The 17,282-nt window shown below is 44.0% G+C and carries 14 protein-coding genes and 1 riboswitch; of the genes, 12 read left to right on the forward strand and 2 right to left on the reverse strand.

Annotation, left to right across the window (positions count from 1 at the left end; translation table 11 throughout):
• Positions 1–25 precede the first annotated feature (25 nt).
• Positions 26–1,051: a DUF916 and DUF3324 domain-containing protein gene (locus tag IGI66_RS02290; RefSeq protein WP_438847339.1), complete on the forward strand. Its 1,026-nt coding sequence runs from the start codon at positions 26–28 to the stop codon at positions 1,049–1,051.
• A 30-nt stretch (positions 1,052–1,081) separates the two neighbouring features.
• Here the strand turns inward: IGI66_RS02290 and ypfJ are convergent, their stop codons facing one another.
• Positions 1,082–1,975: a KPN_02809 family neutral zinc metallopeptidase gene (gene ypfJ, locus IGI66_RS02295; protein WP_438847341.1), complete on the reverse strand. Its 894-nt coding sequence runs from the start codon at positions 1,973–1,975 to the stop codon at positions 1,082–1,084.
• A 459-nt stretch (positions 1,976–2,434) separates the two neighbouring features.
• On the opposite strand from ypfJ, the gene IGI66_RS02300 reads away from it, so the two are divergent.
• Positions 2,435–3,820, forward strand: a complete 1,386-nt coding sequence (locus IGI66_RS02300) for a CHAP domain-containing protein (protein ID WP_435935011.1) — start codon at positions 2,435–2,437, stop codon at positions 3,818–3,820.
• A gap of 76 nt (positions 3,821–3,896) precedes the next feature.
• Here IGI66_RS02300 and IGI66_RS02305 read toward each other — a convergent pair whose 3' ends face one another.
• On the reverse strand, positions 3,897–5,318 hold the full coding sequence (locus IGI66_RS02305; RefSeq protein WP_314577199.1) for an MFS transporter: 1,422 nt from the start codon (positions 5,316–5,318) through the stop codon (positions 3,897–3,899).
• A gap of 203 nt (positions 5,319–5,521) precedes the next feature.
• On the opposite strand from IGI66_RS02305, the gene IGI66_RS02310 reads away from it, so the two are divergent.
• The 10 genes from IGI66_RS02310 to IGI66_RS02355 all read left to right on the forward strand — a co-directional run bounded on the left by IGI66_RS02310 (position 5,522) and on the right by IGI66_RS02355 (position 17,230).
• Complete coding sequence (locus IGI66_RS02310; protein ID WP_438847343.1) at positions 5,522–7,678, forward strand: ATP-dependent helicase; 2,157 nt, start codon at positions 5,522–5,524, stop codon at positions 7,676–7,678.
• A 15-nt stretch (positions 7,679–7,693) separates the two neighbouring features.
• A complete protein-coding gene (locus tag IGI66_RS02315) occupies positions 7,694–8,131 on the forward strand; it encodes a GNAT family N-acetyltransferase (protein ID WP_438847345.1) in 438 nt (145 codons plus the stop codon).
• 25 nt (positions 8,132–8,156) lie between these two features.
• Positions 8,157–8,543: a C-GCAxxG-C-C family protein gene (locus tag IGI66_RS02320; RefSeq protein WP_438847347.1), complete on the forward strand. Its 387-nt coding sequence runs from the start codon at positions 8,157–8,159 to the stop codon at positions 8,541–8,543.
• A 138-nt stretch (positions 8,544–8,681) separates the two neighbouring features.
• Positions 8,682–9,128, forward strand: a complete 447-nt coding sequence (locus IGI66_RS02325; RefSeq protein WP_438847349.1) for a hypothetical protein — start codon at positions 8,682–8,684, stop codon at positions 9,126–9,128.
• A 121-nt stretch (positions 9,129–9,249) separates the two neighbouring features.
• Complete coding sequence (locus tag IGI66_RS02330) at positions 9,250–10,863, forward strand: FAD-dependent oxidoreductase (RefSeq protein ID WP_438847351.1); 1,614 nt, start codon at positions 9,250–9,252, stop codon at positions 10,861–10,863.
• Between the two features lie 4 nt (positions 10,864–10,867).
• Positions 10,868–11,218: a hypothetical protein gene (locus tag IGI66_RS02335; RefSeq protein WP_438847353.1), complete on the forward strand. Its 351-nt coding sequence runs from the start codon at positions 10,868–10,870 to the stop codon at positions 11,216–11,218.
• 64 nt (positions 11,219–11,282) lie between these two features.
• The gene (locus tag IGI66_RS02340; protein ID WP_314577181.1) at positions 11,283–11,792 is read left to right on the forward strand and encodes a DinB family protein; all 510 of its coding nucleotides are present in this window, start codon (positions 11,283–11,285) and stop codon (positions 11,790–11,792) included.
• Positions 11,793–11,893: 101 nt separating this feature from the next.
• Positions 11,894–11,960, forward strand: a riboswitch (Fluoride riboswitch).
• Positions 11,961–12,125: 165 nt separating this feature from the next.
• Positions 12,126–13,397, forward strand: coding sequence for a phosphopyruvate hydratase (eno, locus tag IGI66_RS02345; protein ID WP_314577178.1), 1,272 nt, complete (start codon positions 12,126–12,128; stop codon positions 13,395–13,397).
• Positions 13,398–13,523: 126 nt separating this feature from the next.
• Positions 13,524–14,261 (forward strand): tRNA pseudouridine(38-40) synthase TruA, encoded by a 738-nt coding sequence (gene truA, locus IGI66_RS02350; protein ID WP_438847356.1) that lies wholly within the window; start codon positions 13,524–13,526, stop codon positions 14,259–14,261.
• Between the two features lie 149 nt (positions 14,262–14,410).
• Complete coding sequence (locus tag IGI66_RS02355) at positions 14,411–17,230, forward strand: sigma 54-interacting transcriptional regulator (protein ID WP_438847358.1); 2,820 nt, start codon at positions 14,411–14,413, stop codon at positions 17,228–17,230.
• Positions 17,231–17,282: the final 52 nt, after the last annotated feature.

Here is a 17,282-nt window from a genome sequence, read left to right on the forward strand (position 1 = left end):
CGCTAAGAAGCGAGGAGAAAATACGATGTTCAAACACTCATTGATGCGACTGGCGGGAGTGGTTCTATGTACCTTTCCGTTGCTGACTCCAACAGTCACCAACGCAGCGGACGTAGGCTACGATGTCCAGGCGGTGATTCCTGAAAATCAGGTAGACAAAACAAAAAGCTTCTTTGATCTACGGATGCAGCCGGATCAAAAACAAACAATCTCAGTAAGGATCAATAACACTTCGGACCAAGATTCGGAATATAAAGTCACCATTAATCAAGCTTATACCAGTGACCAAGGATTCATTGATTACAGTGATCCCAAAAAAGCAACAGAAAATGAGTATCCCTATGCGATCCATTCGATTGCGAAGGTCGACGATCAGGTCAGGGTTCCTAAGAATAGTAGTAAAGAAATACCTATCACGCTTTCGATGCCCAAAAAATCATATGATGGACAAATTTTAGCTGCGATCCAAGTCGTGAAAACAGATAAAGAATCCGAGACGGGCATCTCTAATAACTATGGGTATATTCTTGGGCTGAAATTGACAGAATCCGATGCCGTGACCAAACGTCAGCTCACACTTACCAGTGTCAAAGCGGCTGAAAGCTTTGGCGAGACAAGCGTAGTGGCAGCGTTAAAAAATCCTACGATGGATGCTTATGGTCATTTGAAGTACGAAGCTGAAGTAAAAAAGGCCTCGTCAGGATCGGTCGTTCGCACCGTTTCCTACGACAACGATATGCAAATCGCGCCGAATTCAACGTACCACTTTGCCATCGATTGGCAGAATAAGAAGTTGGAAGCTGGAAAATACGATTTGCACTTAAAAGTCTCCGATGCGAAAAAGAACGTATGGACATTTGACCGTCCCTTTACTATTTCCAAAGAACAAGCGAAGGATGTCAATGAAGCGACGATCGAGGCAACAGACAATGACCGTTTGCCTAGTTGGGTCTTCATCGTTATTGGGATTTTGTTGGCGATCATCCTATTAGGAATCATTTGGTTGCTCTTGGCCAAACGCAAAAAGAAAGACGATAAAGAAACAAAATAAAGAGGATCGTGCGGGTGCACGATCCTCTTTTTACGCGGCTGTCGATAGGTTCAAATCTTTTTCATTGAAGGTATCGCCGTGTTCTAAATCTCCGTATTTGTAGCCTCGCTTGAACCAGTTGATTCGTTGTTGGCTGGTACCGTGAGTGAAGCTGTCAGGAACGACATAGCCTTGGTATTCTTTTTGGAGCGTGTCATCTCCGATCGCGTTTGCGGCAGTGATTGCTTCATTGATGTCGCCTTCTTCCAGAATTGGTTGTCCCTGATAGGTTTCACAAGAGAGGTATTTGGAGAAGCAGCCGGCTAAGTAATCTGCTTGCAGCTCCAAGCGAACGCTGTATTGATTGTATTCAGTCTTAGAGACACGTTGGCGAATTTTGTCCAATTGCTTTGAAATACCCAGCTCATTTTGGACATGATGTCCGACTTCATGAGCGATCACATAGGCCATCGCGTAATCACCAGTTGCTCCATAGTTGTTTGACAGCTCATCAGCAAAGCTTAGATCTAAATAAACATTTTGGTCCGCGGGACAATAAAACGGACCGACTTGCGAGGTTGCTTGTCCGCAGGCAGAATTGACACTATCTGTAAATAAGACAAGCTTCGGATTTTGGTAAGGCTCATTCAACTCTTCGAACTCACCATTCCAATAATCCTCTAAATGAGCAAAAACAACTGCCGCAAATTCCTTTTCATCGGTATATTCCTTGGAAGAGACATTCTCCGTCTCGTAAGTCGCCGGTGTGACGCCGCCTCCCAACGTATCAGTGACGGTACCTAGATCTCCGCCTGAGAGAAAGAAAACAATGATAGCAATCAAAAATACTCCGACCCCGCCGCCAGCAGCGATCTTGCCAGTCGGTCGTCCGCCCCCTGAACGGTCTTCTACATTTGAACTTTGTCGATCTCCTCGCCAACGCATAACAGTTCCCCCTTTATTTTCACTTTTATTTTAGAGGAAAATGCAACAGCCGCCAACGATATCGCTTCGCGTTGAATTACTGTTGCTTTATTAAATAGTAGAAAAACGATTCCCAAGAACAAAAAAATTAAAATCGTTAAAACATAGACAAATGGTTCACTTAATTGAAGAAAAATGACGAGTGCCGATTTTTGGCTGAAAGAAAATGGTGTTTAAATAAGTAATTATTCACTAATGGAGAAAAGGGGAAATTCTTCGACAGGAGAGATAAATACAGATATATCAATGTTTTTAGTAGGGTTAATAGGGGTTCACTAAATAATGAATTTAATAAAAAACAATATTGAAATATATTTGTAACAATTCTTTTATATGCGTGATATATCACTATGTTAGAATTACTTCTGACCTTATGCGAAAGATAATTTTAATTCTACATAATAGCCGGAGGAATAATTCGTGAAAAAAAGTATATTATCAGCATTGTTAGTGTGTACAATCGCTGTATCAGCAGTTCCTAGTATCGCACTAGCGGATAATTATGACCAACAAATCCAAGAAAAAGATCAAAAGATCAGTGAATTACAAGGCAAACAGTCGGGTGTTCAATCACAGATCGACGGATTAACAAGTGAAATCGCAACAGTTAGCGGACAAGTAAAAGACTTAGAAGCGAAACAAGATCAATTAAATAAAGACACGATGAAGTTGCAAGATAAAATTGCAACATTGAAAGTACGTATCGCAAAACGTAACGAAGTTATCAAAAATCAAGCACGTGATACACAAGTGAAGGGTCAAGCGACCAGCTATGTATCAGCCGTATTAGATGCTGATTCATTATCAGATGTCATTGGCCGTGTTCAAGCGATGTCAACCATTGTCAAAGCCAACAAATCATTGATGGAACAACAAAAAGCGGATGAAAAAGCCGTTGAAGCGAAGGTTAAAGACAACGAAGCGAAAGTTGCTGAAGTTCAAGAAAATCAAAAAGAACTAGAAGCACAAAAGAACGAAATCGCGAATAAACAAGCAGAATTGAATGTTGTGAAAGCGAACTACGCTGCAGAACAAGCAACTGCGGAACAAGATAAATCGAAATTGAAGAAACAACAAGAAGAAGCGAAAGCAGAACAAGCGCGCATCTTGAAAGAGCAAGAAGAAGCAGCAAAAGCACAAAAAGCAGAGCAAGAACGTCAAGCAAAAGAAGCAGCGAAAGCACAAAAAGCCTTCGAAGAAGCTCAAGCAAAAGCAGCGAAAGAAGAAGCTGCAAAAGCAGAACAAGCAAAAGAATCTTCTGAAAGCTCGTCAGCTTCTTCAACAGAAGCGTCATCATCAAGTGCAAGTGAAGAAAGCTCTACAGCCGCTTCAACTACTGAAACAAAAACAGAGCAAACAAGTTCTACTGAAAATTCAAAAACACCAGACCCAACACCGGCACCTACTCCTACTCCAACACCTTCAACAGGCGGCGGAAACAAAGTAGACCACACCGGTTCAGGCAATATGTATGCAGTTGGTCAATGTACATGGTATGTGAAACAAGTTGCACCATGGGCTGGAACGTATTGGGGCAATGGGTGTCAATGGGGTGCTTCAGCAGCAGCTGACGGTTTCCAAGTTGATGGTACACCAGCAGCAGGCGCGATCGTAAGCTTTGGTCAAGGTCAATCTGTGGGAACATGGAATGCCGATCCTACTTATGGACACGTGGCGTATGTTCAATCATACAACGCTTCAAACAACACGATCACGATCACTCAAGGCGGTATGGGCTTCCCATCACCAACTGGACCAAACACTGCAACATTAAGTGCAGCTGGTCTAACATATATTCACCCATAAAAAACGAAATAAACGAGTGTCCGAGAAATCGGGCACTCGTTTTTTTTATGCGCTGAAATGGAAGAAGCCTCGGAAATCAACGTTCGCGCGGCTTCTTTTGATCGGTGGAAATGGCATAGATCGACAGCAGCAAGCAGACGACCGCTAAAAAGGTCATCACCCAAAACACATTGTGGAAGGCACGGACAAAGTGAGCGCCCAGTTGAGGTGTGATGTACCGCACACCAGGTAATTGAGCAAAAAGGACTGCCGAAGCGATGCTGATTCCGAGACTCATTCCGATCGTTCTGAAAAAGGAAGTGAGAGATCCAGCAACGCCGGTGAATTGTTTCTCAACAAAGGACATCGCCAATGAATTATTAGGTGACAAAAAGATGCCCATGCCGACGCCGTTCAATAGAATAGGGAGCAGCACCAGCAGCCAGTTTAGCTGCAACGGGTAAAAGGTATACCCGATCTGTGAAAGAATCAAAACCAAAATTCCAGAGAGGATTAATTTACTCGAGCCGATCTTATCCGACAAACGTCCAGCAATGGGTGCGATGATCAGCATCACGACTGATTGCAAGACCATCACGAGACCGCTGATCATGGGATTGATTCGATGGAAGCTCTGCAAATAGAAAGGCAGCAGAATATTTGAAGCGACATTTGTCAGCATCGCCAAAAACAAAGCGAACATCGAAAGCATGAAGCGTTTGTTTCTTAACACATGTGGGGAGATCCAGGGACTTTCGCTGCGATCATCTTGGATGAAGGAGTAGACCGTCAAAGCAGCACCGATCAAGAAGGCCAAACTGCCGACCAAGTAACGCGCGCTGGCACTTTGGAAAAAGAGACTGGATAGGGATAAGACAATGATCCCGACAGAAAAAATTCCTTGTCCCAACCAATTCGCATTTTTTAACGGTTGTTCGATCGTTTGTTTAGTCATTTTCGGGAAGTGAAAGACGCGATAGCCGATAAGACTAAAAATCACACCTAAAGGGACATTGATCAAATAGATCCAACGCCAGGATAGTGCCGAAAGCAGCACCCCGCCAAGAGCGGGACCAGAGATCGCCCCCACCGAGATGAACATCGAGATGATCGCCAAGGCGGTCCCTCGTGTTTCCGGAGTGGAGTACTCTGTCGTAAGTCCAATGGAGTTCGCCATGATCATCGCCGACCCGACCGCTTGAACGACCCGTCCTAGTAAAAGAATCGTAAAATTTGGCGAAAGGCCGTTGATGAGTGAGCCGATCGTGAATAACACGCCGCCGATCAGAAAGATGAATTCTTTTGACAATAAATCTCCGAGGTGACCAAAGGCGACGAGCAAGATCGTTGTGGTGATCAAGCCAATCTGGACGATCCAAGTGGCTTCATTGTTTGTAATGGTCAGTGCACGACTGATCGTCGGCAGAGCCAAATTCGTACTCTCACCAGAAAGAGAGGTGATAAAAGAGAAAAGACCTAATATAATAATCGATTTACTTAGTGTTCGTTGTTTTTCCATGATGATCGCTCCTACGATTTAGAAATGGTACTCGGTCCTATTATAGGAACAATCCACGAAAAATACGACGATCTTGTATCGCTGCGCCGGCGCTTCTCATTAAAGGTTCTTCTTTTTCCCCGTGTTCTCGGGACTATCTTAATTCACTGATTCCGTTATAATGAACAAGTATGATTTTTTACATAGAAGGGAACCACTAAAGCATGTTTACAAAGTTTTCAAAGGACATACGCTCAGATTTGTTCAAAACAAAGTCAGATGAGCTTCAAGATAAAGAGACACTGAGACAATTAACCGAAGCAAATGGCGGCAATGCCTTTAGCGATGAACAGTTAACGGCTATTCGATTTCCTATGCAGACACATTTACGAATCATCGCAGGAGCAGGAAGCGGCAAAACGCAAACGATTTGTGCCAAAGCTGCCTACCTCGTACTGGAACAAGGAATTGATCCAAAGGCGATCATGATGTGCACCTTCTCTCGAAAGGCAAAACTAGAAATGGAAGCGCGGGTCAACCACTATTTGGGCGGCAATGCCCGGATCAACGTTCAAACATTCCACGGCTGTTTCAATGGGGAATACAACGCGTTGACCCGCCGCGACCCTCGCTTGAATCAATGGGGGATCGAAGGAACGATCGATGAGGACCAATATTATCAAACGCTGACTCAGCTGATCAAAAAGTACAAGTTGTATAATTTTGATAAATTTGATGAACGGACGATTGCTTCTCGAATCAGCTATTGGCGCAACATGGGCTATTCGGATGACGAAATGGTAGGGTTTGTGGCAAAATATTTCGATGACGAGGATCTGATCCTGAACCACTCGTTAAGTACCGTTTTCCAACAATTTTTGGCGGAGCTGGCAATGCTGAAGAAGTCCCAACGTTTTATTACGTTTGATGACATGCTGTTCAATCTTAAGCAGATGTTGGAAAATGACGCCGGCGCACGTCAGATTCTACAGGAAAAGTACCGCTATATTTTTATTGATGAGTTTCAAGACATCAATCCCTTGCAGAAACAAATCATCGCGTTGATCTGCCCGCCGGATAAGCACTCGAAGCAAACGGCTGCAGGAAAACTGATCATCGTCGGCGATGACGATCAAAGCATCTATTATTTCCGAGGAGCAGAACCTCGTTATATCAAAGAGTTTGAGCAGGAGTATCAGCAAACGTCGCTGCAACTGATGACGAATTACCGGTCAGAGGCGCCGATCGTTGAAGCGGGAAATCGCCTCATTCAATACAATGGTCACGATCGTCTAGAAAAGACGATGATCGCCAATAAAAAAACGTCTGAGCATGAGTGCTATGGCATTGGATTCAAAGATGACGACGAAGAAGCCGCTTGGATCGGAATGAAAATCCAGGAACTGACACGTCAGACAGCGGGAAAAGATGGGCGTCCAAATTATCGTGAGACGATGGTCTTATACCCAACCAGGGTGCAGCTGCGTTCTTTGTTAAAGCAATTAAAAAAACAAAAAGTCCCCTTTGTTACACCCTCGAATGACGACTTGCTGGGAATTTTTGGTTTGCCTCCATTCAAGACGCTTTTCCAACAATTAGAGCTGCTGGCTTCGGCATCGTCGATCCAGCAGAAAAACGAGGCGCTGAAAAAGATCATTCAGCAGTATGCGTTTCTTCATTTTATTAAATTTGGTGCCAGTGCCGCCTTTAGTGAGAAATTGTTTAGTAAAAACAAATTCAAGGTCAAGGATCTCGTCGCGTTTTTAGTCAGTGAACGAAACCTTTCTCGGGCTTCACAGGAGCAGGCAAAGCAATTTTTCAAGCAGATCTATCTATTTTATCAACGGCAGCAATTGGAATTAGCTGAACTGGCGGAGGCGCTGCTCGCGACACCCAAATTCAAAAAAGAATTGAGTGACGAAGAGAGCGATTGGCTAAGGAAAGAATTGATAGCGGCAAAGGATTGGCCCGGTCTGCTGGAGGCCTATCAGCAAGCCAGTGAGCAGAACCAATCGATGAAGAAACGGCTGCAGGATTACGACCAAGAAAAATTAAACGCAGTCTATTTACTCTCCATCCACGCCAGCAAAGGCTTGGGGAAGAGGACGGTTTTCATTAAAGGTGTCTACCAAGATGCGCTGCCTAATCACCACACGGTGGAAAAGGCCGAGTGTGATCTGCAACGAGCTAAAGAAGAAGCGGCTCCCCCTACGACGATGGAGGAGCAACGCCGTCTGATGTATGTGGCTCTCACTCGCGCAAAAGAAAACCTATATGTCACCTATCCTAAAACAGTCAACAACAAGACGGTCACGGCTTCCCCTTTCTTAAAAGAAGCAGGATTGCCCCTCAAAGAATATCAAAAAAATAGTATACTATAGGAAACAGGAGGGCGTATGACGAAGGTAAGAATAGAAGTGGGAAATGCTGGTTATTTGCGAGCTGCGAGCTGTTTTATTCGTATGGAGGTATTTGTACGTGAACGAGCGTTAGCGATGACGGATGAATTCGATCAAAACGATACGCCGGATACTGTGTACAGCGTCCTTTTCTTGGAAGATCTCCCTGTAGCGACCGCGCGCTTTTTGTTGGATGAGGAGGGCACTGCTCGAATTGGCCGTGTGGCGACACAAAAGGACTACCGAGGCAAGCAGTTAGGCCGACAAGCAGTCACTGCGCTAGAGATATTTGCGAAAGAAAAACAGACGAAACAAGTCCTGATCCATGCAGAATTAACGGCGGCCGCCTTTTATGAACAATTGGGTTATGTTCGAATGGGCGAGCGTTACGAGGAAGATGGCGTACCTTGTATAACACTGGTAAAAAAACTGTAGGTGAAACCGAAAGGGTGGAGGAGTTATGGTGCATCAAGAACAAGCATTGACGTCTTTTCAAGCTGGAAAAAATTGTTGTCAGGCTGTTGTCGAGGCCTATTGCGAGGAGATTGGGATCTCTGAGGAGGAGACTCATCTGTTAGGGGCCAGTTATGGCGGAGGAAACTATCAAGGTCTTTGCGGTGCGTTGGCGGGAACCTATATCGTCGCGAACGCCCTCGAGGGGACCCTTGACGAATCCGATCCTGCGAAGTGTCAGGCAGACAAGGCAGGCAATCGTATCGTTGCGATGACGCAAGCCTTTGAACAAACCTGCGGCTCACTGTATTGTGGGAAGCTGATCGATAACCGTCCTTGTCTAGAGTATGTTCGTAGGGCTCTGGACATCCTGGAAGAACATTTAGCCGAATAAGCAGTGGGGCCCTCTCCGTAAAACTATGGAAGGGGCTTTTTTATTCATTCAGAAAAGAAGCGCTGTACAAAAAGAGTTTGTCAAACGCCACATGCTATGTTACGATTTTCACTATCCAGACAGGGAAAAGGAGAAGCAATGGAGAAACAGTGGAAGAAGATAGCTGCAACGAGCCGTTCAATAATCAAGCTAGTAAAAGAGTACGCAGTGGTCGGTCTGTTTAGATGGAAAAAGCAAATCGCCAGCGGTCTGATAGTGATCAGTGTTCTGCTATTGCTGACGCTTATCAATACACTGATGCCCCATAATTCTGCTTGGCTGCAGGGAAAATGGTCCAGCCAGTCAGTGAATTATTCCTTTAAGCCTGGAAACGAAGCATTTACGAGCTGGACGATCAAGTGTAGAAATAAAGTCGCGTTGAAGCAGGCCAAGGTCGCTGTTAATTCCACGAAAAAATGCGTGGTCATGACGGATGATGGCAACAATATCGAGTACCATGCGACACGAACCGGCAGAAAACAATTGGAATTGAAAATAGTAAGGGATGGCCAGTCTGACCAACTCATTGAATTAAGTAAAAAATAGCCAAGATCGCTCATCGATTCAAGATGTGCGATCTTTTTTCGTGAGAAGAACAATTCTTTGCGGGACTTCTAAAAAAATAGTACTATCGGAAAATAGGATGAATAAAAAAGGGGATTTTATCATGAAAGTTGTAGTAATCGGCGGAGTAGCAGGGGGACCTTCCTTTGCCACACGGTTGCGCCGTTTGAATGAAGAACATGAAATCGTTATTTATGAACGTGGAGAACATATCTCCTATGCCAGTTGTGCGCTGCCTTATTATCTAGGCGGTGTGATCGAAGACTTGGATTCATTGATCGAGCGAACACCCGAAATATTAAAAGTCAAAAACAATATCGATGTCTTCACGAAACACGAAGTGACCGCTATTGATCCAGATAAGAAACAATTGGTCGTCAAAGACCTGGCAACAGGAGAAGAAGCGACTACGAATTATGATAAATTGGTTATTTCCGCAGGCGCGCGTCCAACGCTTCCGCCGATCATTGGTGCAGACAAAGCAGAAAACGGGTTTGTTTTACGTAACGTAACGAATGCAGCGGAGATCAAAACCTTTATCGATGCTCATGATCCGAAAAAGGTCCTGGTTTTAGGTGCTGGAGTGATGGGGCTGGAAGTAGCTGAAAACTTCAAACATCGCGGAATGGACGTGACATTAGTGGATCAATTGCCGCAGGTCGCCTTTCCTTATGATGAAGAAATTGCAGACTTGATCTACGATAAATTGATCGAAAATGGGTTGCACGTTCACTTGGAAACACGTGTAGAAGAGATTCGTCAAGCCGGAAAAGAGGTCGTCTTATCTGATGGCACGACGATCGATCCAGACATGATCCTCTTCGCTACCGGGGTTGCACCAAACAATGAAGTCGCAAAAACAGCAGGGATCGAGTTGTCGGACGATGGACAGATCATCGTCAATGATCAGCTGGAGACCAATCTTTCCGATATTTATGCCATCGGCGACATCATCAAAACGACCAGTGTAGTGACTGGATTAGCCACCTCAAGTATGCTGTCCAGCGCCGCAAACCGCCAAGGCCATATGCTGGCGGACATGATCAACGGCACACCGATGCGTTACCGAGGCTATGTCGGTGCGGGTGTCGCGAAAATTTTTGATTATACTGCAAGCTATGCGGGAATGACGGAGCATGCGTTGAAGGCTGCGGGCGTGACCAACTACAAATCAGTCTTTGTAACGCCCTTTGATCATGCCTATTTCTATCCAGGTGCGACGCGTCTGAATCTGAAGATCATTTTCGACGCGACAAGCGGGAAAATTTTAGGCGGGCAAGCAGTGGGGGAAAAGGGCGTTGACAAGCGCATGGGTGAATTATCTGTGGCGATTACTGGAAATCTGACGGTCTTTGATTTACCAGATTTAGAGCTGCCTTACTCACCGCCTTATTCAACCACCCGCGACCCATTGAACATTGCGGGATACGTAGCAATCAATCAAATGACGAATGTTGTTGAAACGGTCAAGGCTTTAGAGATTCCAGCAGAAGATCTGGCAACTGCCTTCTTCTTGGACATTCGCGAACCCGACAAGGCTAAATCCGGCAGTATCGAAGCCACGAAAAATATTCCGATGAACGAATTGCGTGATCGGATCAATGAAATCCCTCGGGACAAAAAGGTGTATATTACGTTTAGAAAAGGCTTGAATACGTATACTTCCGCGCGCATTTTGGCGGGCTTTGGTATTCCAGCGATTTTGATCGAGGAGTAAGAAGATGGACGCATTCAAAGAGCTCTTCACTCCAGCGCAGCAGTTTTTAATGTTGCAGGCGTATGTCGACTCGAAGCTGACAGAGGAAGAATTGATGAATTTCTCCCTCTTGGAATCAACCAAAGAGGTTCCTGTGGTCTTTTATTCTGCCGGGGTGATGGTCATCCAACCAGCCCTCGGTCTAGGGGACTTTACTCATGCGTTCTTTTCAAAAGAGCAGCTTGAGATTCGCCGACAAGACCGCGAGCTGATCCTTGAGCTGCCTGGACAAGCAGTCCGCTTTGTCTTTGAGGACGGCGAAGAAGCCCAACAAGTGGAAAAAGATTTTGCTTATTTGTATACGAACCCCGAATAGTTGCTCTAAAAAATGCGTCGTAGTAAAGTGAAGGTAGCGTATTACAAATGAGGAGGCAGACGTGATGGACAATACACAATTCGCGAGGGAAATGCTGGATCGCGCGCAAGAACGGTTTGAAGACACTTTCGATCAGATGACGACAGAAGAAGCCAATACAATGCCGGCACCATTGATCAAATCAGTGGTTTGGCTGATGTGGCATACGGCGCGAGAGCTAGATATGCAGATCTCCGACATGAATGGGACGGAATACTTGTGGACAAGCAAAGGCTGGTCTGAAAAATTTGATTTGGATTTGCCGGACGACACAGAAGACTATCGCCATACACCTGACGAAGCCGCAAAGGTCGTCGTATCTGATCGGCAATTGGTGTTGGATTATCTAGCCGACAGTATCGCCTTCACACAGGAATATTTGACGACACTGGATGAGCGCAGCCTGGATGACGTCATCGATACCAATTGGGACCCGCCAGTCACGCGGCAAGTACGCCTCATCTCGGCGATCGATGATGCCGTGATGCATTCGGGTCAGGCTGTGTATACAAGACGATTAGTAATTGGTAAATAGGAACGGCTAACAGCTCTTTCGTGAAGAAGGGGCTGTTTTTATTTGGGAAATGACAGCGAGGGTTTTCGATTGCCAAATAAAATCAAGCGTGCTATCCTTCTTTTTGTAAGAGGGATGGTGCTCCCCTCCTAACCGCTGACTCAATCAGCTGATGGCGCCTGTTATAAGTGAAATAGTTCTAAGACTTTAGCCAAATGGCTGGAATTTCTTAGAGGTATTCCATTTGTAACAGGCTTTTTTTGCGGGCTCCAGCAGGATAGAACGTGTAGAAACGCAAAAATGGACGGTTTTATCGTGGCACATAGAGTAGTTAAAATCAAGGAGGAAACAAACATGACAGTCGTAATTGAAACAGTAAAAGCAAGAGAAATTTTCGATTCACGGGGAAACCCAACGGTGGAGGCAGATGTTCTTTTATCTGACGGTACTTTAGGACGCGCAGAAGTACCAAGCGGCGCTTCTACAGGCGATCGCGAAGCCGTTGAATTGCGTGATGGCGGCGACTACCTAATGGGCAAAGGCGTCATGAAAGCTGTAAAAAACGTCAATACTGAGATCAATGATGCCTTAAAGGGCTTGTCTCCATTTGACCAAGCAAAAATCGACAAAGCAATGATCGATCTAGACGGTACACCTAACAAAGGGCGCCTAGGCGCAAATGCGATCCTTGGTGTTTCCATGGCCGTTGCTCGTGCAGCAGCTCAAAGCCAAAAAATTCCATTGTATCGTTACCTAGGCGGTGTCGATCTAGAATTGCCGCAACCCTTCTTCAACGTCATCAACGGCGGTGTCCATGCTGATTCTGGAATCGATGTGCAAGAATTCTTGATCACACCAGTAAAACGTGAAAGCTTCCGTGACGGTGTCGAAAAAATCGCTAATACGTACCACACTTTGAAAGGTGTCCTTGCAAAAGAAGGCTACGAAACAGCCGTCGGCGACGAAGGCGGGTTCGCACCCAAATTGGCAAGTACGGAAGCGGCGATCGACATGTTATACCGCGCCATCAAAGAAGCAGGCTATGTTCCAGGTGAAGAAATCGCCATCGCATTAGACCCAGCCTCCAGCGAATTTTACAGCGACGACACAAAGAAATACACCTTCGAAGGCAAAGAGATGTCTTCTGATGAGATGCTGACCTATTACCAAGACCTCGTGAAGAAATACCCTGCAATCATCTCCATCGAAGACGGCTTCTCAGAACATGACTGGGACGGCTTCAAGCAGATGACCGAAGCAATGGGGGATACGATCCAATTAGTCGGTGACGATATTTTCGTTACGAACCCTGCAATCTTCGCAGAAGGAATCGAAAAGAATGTTGCAAACTCAATCTTGATCAAACTAAACCAAATCGGTACCGTTTCAGAATCCATCGAAACTATCAAGATGGCTCGCGCCAACGGCTACACGACCATGATCTCTCACCGTTCTGGCGAAACAGGCGATACCTTCATCGCAGACTTCGCCGTAGCGATGAATGCCGGACAAATCAAAACAGGCTCCATGGCCCGCAGCGAACGGGTTGAAAAATACAACCAATTCCTACGTATCGAAGAAGAACTAGAAGGCTATGCAAAACTAGCCCGTTTCCCGAAAAACTAAGAAAATAACTGAGAAGAAGCCCGATCATCGAGTCAGATGATCGGGATTTTTTTACGCCCCACTAGAGCATCTCAAACTTCTGTGGTACAGTGAGTCAGTGGAAACTATAGAGGAGGATATCATCCTATGCGAAATATGAAATTAACCATCGAATACGATGGCAAACGTTACCTGGGATGGCAGCGTTTAGGGGATTCAGAAAAGACGATCCAAGGGAAGATCGAAAGTGTGATCGCGCAAATGACGGGCGAAAAAATCGAGATCATTGGCTCTGGCAGAACCGACGCGGGGGCTCATGCCCATGGGCAAGTCGCGAATTTTAAAACGAACTCGGAAATGGCGCGGAATGAAATGCTGACGTTCTTTAATCGTTATCTGCCAAGTGACATCGTCGTGAAGAAGGTGGAAGAGATGCCGGAACGCTTCCATGCTCGTTATAATGTGAAGGGCAAGCAGTACAGCTATTATGTTTGGAATGATCCGATTCCAACCGCCTTTGAACGCTATCACAGCTTTTACGTGCCTGATAAATTAGACATGGAGAAAATGAATGAAGCCTGCGAGAAGCTGATCGGCAAGCATGACTTTATCGGTTTTTCTGCATTGAAAAAGACCAAGAAGTCTACAACACGAACGATTGATAGCATCTCGATTGAGCGTGAAGGCAGCATGCTGCACTTTACCTTTGTCGGCGATGGCTTCCTGCACAAGATGGTGCGCATCTTGATGGGGACTATCTTAGAGATTGGTTTAGGAAAATTGCCAGTCACCGTGATCGATGACGTATTAGAAAACAAAGTTCGAGAAGCTGCGGGGGAGACTGCACCGGCGCAAGGACTGTTTTTAGATGAGGTATTTTATTAAAAGTGAACTGATTCTGGATCTCAAGTGATTCGGAATCAGTTTTTTATTTGTTTATCCTCAGCAATGAAGCTAGGCGGCAGAAAAATTATGTTGCTTTATGCGGCGGGAGATGATAAAAACAAGCTAACGATTCTTTAAAGGAGAAAACTATGAGAATAGATGCTATTTTTGAGTGCTTGTATCACTTTCATCAGCAAAATGAGATCGTTCTCAACAATTTGCAGGGCTGTACGGTTAAGCAAATTTGTGAGAGTACGGGATATGCTCGTACAGCGGTCAGCGAAGACTTATCAAAATTGACCAATTGCCACGAGGTAGTAAAAATCAAGTCACGACCTGTTTTGTTTTTTGCTCGCTCTGTTTTAGAGAAAGTATTTCTTGTTTCGCTTAAAAAGGATGAATACGCTTCACTTGATGAGCTGAAAACTGAGATCCTAGCAGAAGTGGAAAAAAAAGAGCAACAAAAACAAGAATTTCGAAACAATCCCTTTTCAAAAGTTATCGGCTATGATGGTAGTTTGGCCGATAGTATAAAAAAACTGAAAGCAGCTGTTTTATATCCGCCTAAAGGATTGAATATCATGCTGACGGGAGAATCTGGTGTTGGGAAGACCATGCTAGCTGAACATTTGCATGAATTTTTCGAAGCAAAAACCGAACAAAATGTGCCTTTTATTTATTTTAATTGTGCAGAGTACTTTAATAATCCTGAATTGTTGACGTCGCATCTTTTCGGTTACAAGAAGGGGAGCTTCACTGGTGCCGATAGTGATCATCAAGGTCTAGTAGAACTGGCAGATGGCGGTTTTTTCTTTTTAGATGAAGTCCATCGCTTGACGAATGAAGGGCAAGAAAAATTGTTCACCTTATTAGACAAAGGCTACTTTACTCGAATGGGAGAGGCAGAGAAGCAACGTCATGTAGCGATCAAGTTCATCTTTGCAACGACAGAAGAATTGGAAAAGACCTTTTTGAAAACCTTTTTACGACGTATTCCGGTCAATCTACATATTCCTAATTTAACAGAACGCTCGATCCATGAAAAAATCCAATTGATCTTGACTTTCTTCTTGGAGGAAAGTCAAGGAATTCAAAAAGACATTTCTATTTCGTACAATACGCTCAAATACCTTGTTTTCTCTAAATATAAGGCAAATGTCGGAGAATTAAAGTCAGAAATCCAATTTATCTGTGCACAGTCCTATCTTGACGCGATCGACTATGAAACGCAGGAATTGAGAATTGATTTGCCGTTGGGAATGTTAGACGAGAATATCGTAGATACGAAAGACAATGTTGTACTTAATGAGTATGTGCCCAGTCGAGGAGTCAAGATCCAGCATGATTATTTTTATCCTCATGTGGAACAATTACTTCAGGTGAAGGAAAAGCAAAATGATCGTTTCTATAATTTCTTGTTAAAAGAGTATACGGACTTGAAGAATGTAAATATTTCCTCAAAGGACGCAGTCGCAATAATGCAGAATAAATTGGATCAGCTATATGATATGGATTTTTTCAGTCAATCGTTCTCGAAAGAGCAGACGATCGATGAACAATTTTATGATCAAATCAGTCAAATCGTCCAATTTATCGAGCAGGAGATGACTACGCCTTTATCGGATAATTGGAAAGATGTCCTTTCTGCACATATTTACTCCAGCGTTTTTTACTCCGCTCAAATCAATGAGGATTTCTTTGATCTGACGAAGAATATATTTTCTGGCAAGATAGAAAATTATCAGTTATCGAAGAAAATCGTCAAGTATATTGAAACTTTTTTTGAATTGAAATTGCCGAATACAGAAATTATTTTTTATGACCTTTTTATTCGAAAAATAAAATCAACCGATCGTCGCTATGAGTTAGATGAAAAATGCGGGATCGTAGTGGTTGCTCACGGAAGTGCGACGGCATCCAGCATGGTGGAATATACCAACGTTTTGTTTTCAACGAGTCTGATGAATTCAGTCAACATGCCGATCAATCAGTCCGTGGAAGAAACATTGGATAAAGTTCGAAGGATCGTTAGGGACAATGGATACAGCAAATTGATTTTGATGGTAGACATCGGTTCATTGATTTATTTCGGCAATGCGATCAGTAAGGAATTTCAAATCGAGGTGCTTTTGATCAGTAATATTAATTTATTGACCTTGTTAGAAGTAGCACGTGAAGCGATTTATGAGTCGACGAATTTCGACTACTTATTACCCGTGTTAAAAGAAAAAAACCACAAAGCACTGATTTGTCGTAAGGGAAATTTTGAAGATTCAAAAGTTTTAGTTATTTCTTGCTTGACGGGACTTGGGACAGCCTTAAAGATCGAAAAATTATTATTGAATACATTCCCGCAGGAACTATTGACCAATGTGCGGATTATTACGCTTGAGAAAAAAGAACTAGAAGACCTCAGCGGATTGCTTTCGTTTGTTCACGAAGATGAGAAGCTCGTTGGAATTATTGGGACCGTGAAGACAGAAATTCCTGATATTCCATTTGTCTCACTAGATAATTTACTATCGGACCAAGGAATCCGATTGATTTTTCAAGTGCTAGGCTTCGATTTATCCAAAGAGGAGAATCAAGCGCTGTTAAAAAAAGTGTCTGCCAAATATATTCAAGGGTTGTCGATTGAGGCAATCACTGACCTTTTAAGTATTCTGAATCCGAAAAGTATTACGATCGAATTATCTAAGATCTATTCAGATATTTGCATGCAAACAAAAAAGAAAAGCGATGAAAAACGCCTTCTGCGTTTCATCATCCACTGTGCTTGTATGATCGAACGGCAAATCCAACATCCAGAATACGACCATACGTCTTATGAACTGTCGTATCGGGAGCTCCCGGAGCTGGCATCTGTCATAAAAATGGCCTTCCGACCGATCGAAGTGTCATACAATGTGGTCATTCCTCCATTGGAAGTAAAATATATTTATGAATTGTTGTTTGAAGTCAATGTTTAAACAGCGACAAATAGCCCTTTTTACGAGGGCTATTTTTTTGGCACAGCACTTG

The organism is Enterococcus sp. AZ048 (genome assembly GCF_051715125.1).
Lineage (GTDB): Bacteria > Bacillota > Bacilli > Lactobacillales > Enterococcaceae > Enterococcus_A > Enterococcus_A gilvus.

Bases quoted from the DNA above. Each gene is read 5' to 3' on its own strand.
- IGI66_RS02290 (WP_438847339.1), top strand. From the start codon at position 26: ATGTTCAAACACTCATTGATGCGACTGGCGGGAGTGGTTCTATGTACC.
- IGI66_RS02335 (WP_438847353.1), top strand. From the start codon at position 10,868: ATGGACGCATTCAAAGAGCTCTTCACTCCAGCGCAGCAGTTTTTAATG.
- IGI66_RS02310 (WP_438847343.1), top strand. From the start codon at position 5,522: ATGTTTACAAAGTTTTCAAAGGACATACGCTCAGATTTGTTCAAAACA.
- IGI66_RS02315 (WP_438847345.1), top strand. From the start codon at position 7,694: ATGACGAAGGTAAGAATAGAAGTGGGAAATGCTGGTTATTTGCGAGCT.
- IGI66_RS02355 (WP_438847358.1), top strand. From the start codon at position 14,411: ATGAGAATAGATGCTATTTTTGAGTGCTTGTATCACTTTCATCAGCAA.
- truA (WP_438847356.1), top strand. From the start codon at position 13,524: ATGCGAAATATGAAATTAACCATCGAATACGATGGCAAACGTTACCTG.
- IGI66_RS02325 (WP_438847349.1), top strand. From the start codon at position 8,682: ATGGAGAAACAGTGGAAGAAGATAGCTGCAACGAGCCGTTCAATAATC.
- IGI66_RS02330 (WP_438847351.1), top strand. From the start codon at position 9,250: ATGAAAGTTGTAGTAATCGGCGGAGTAGCAGGGGGACCTTCCTTTGCC.
- IGI66_RS02320 (WP_438847347.1), top strand. From the start codon at position 8,157: ATGGTGCATCAAGAACAAGCATTGACGTCTTTTCAAGCTGGAAAAAAT.
- ypfJ (WP_438847341.1), bottom strand. From the start codon at position 1,975: ATGCGTTGGCGAGGAGATCGACAAAGTTCAAATGTAGAAGACCGTTCA.
- IGI66_RS02305 (WP_314577199.1), bottom strand. From the start codon at position 5,318: ATGGAAAAACAACGAACACTAAGTAAATCGATTATTATATTAGGTCTT.
- eno (WP_314577178.1), top strand. From the start codon at position 12,126: ATGACAGTCGTAATTGAAACAGTAAAAGCAAGAGAAATTTTCGATTCA.
- IGI66_RS02340 (WP_314577181.1), top strand. From the start codon at position 11,283: ATGGACAATACACAATTCGCGAGGGAAATGCTGGATCGCGCGCAAGAA.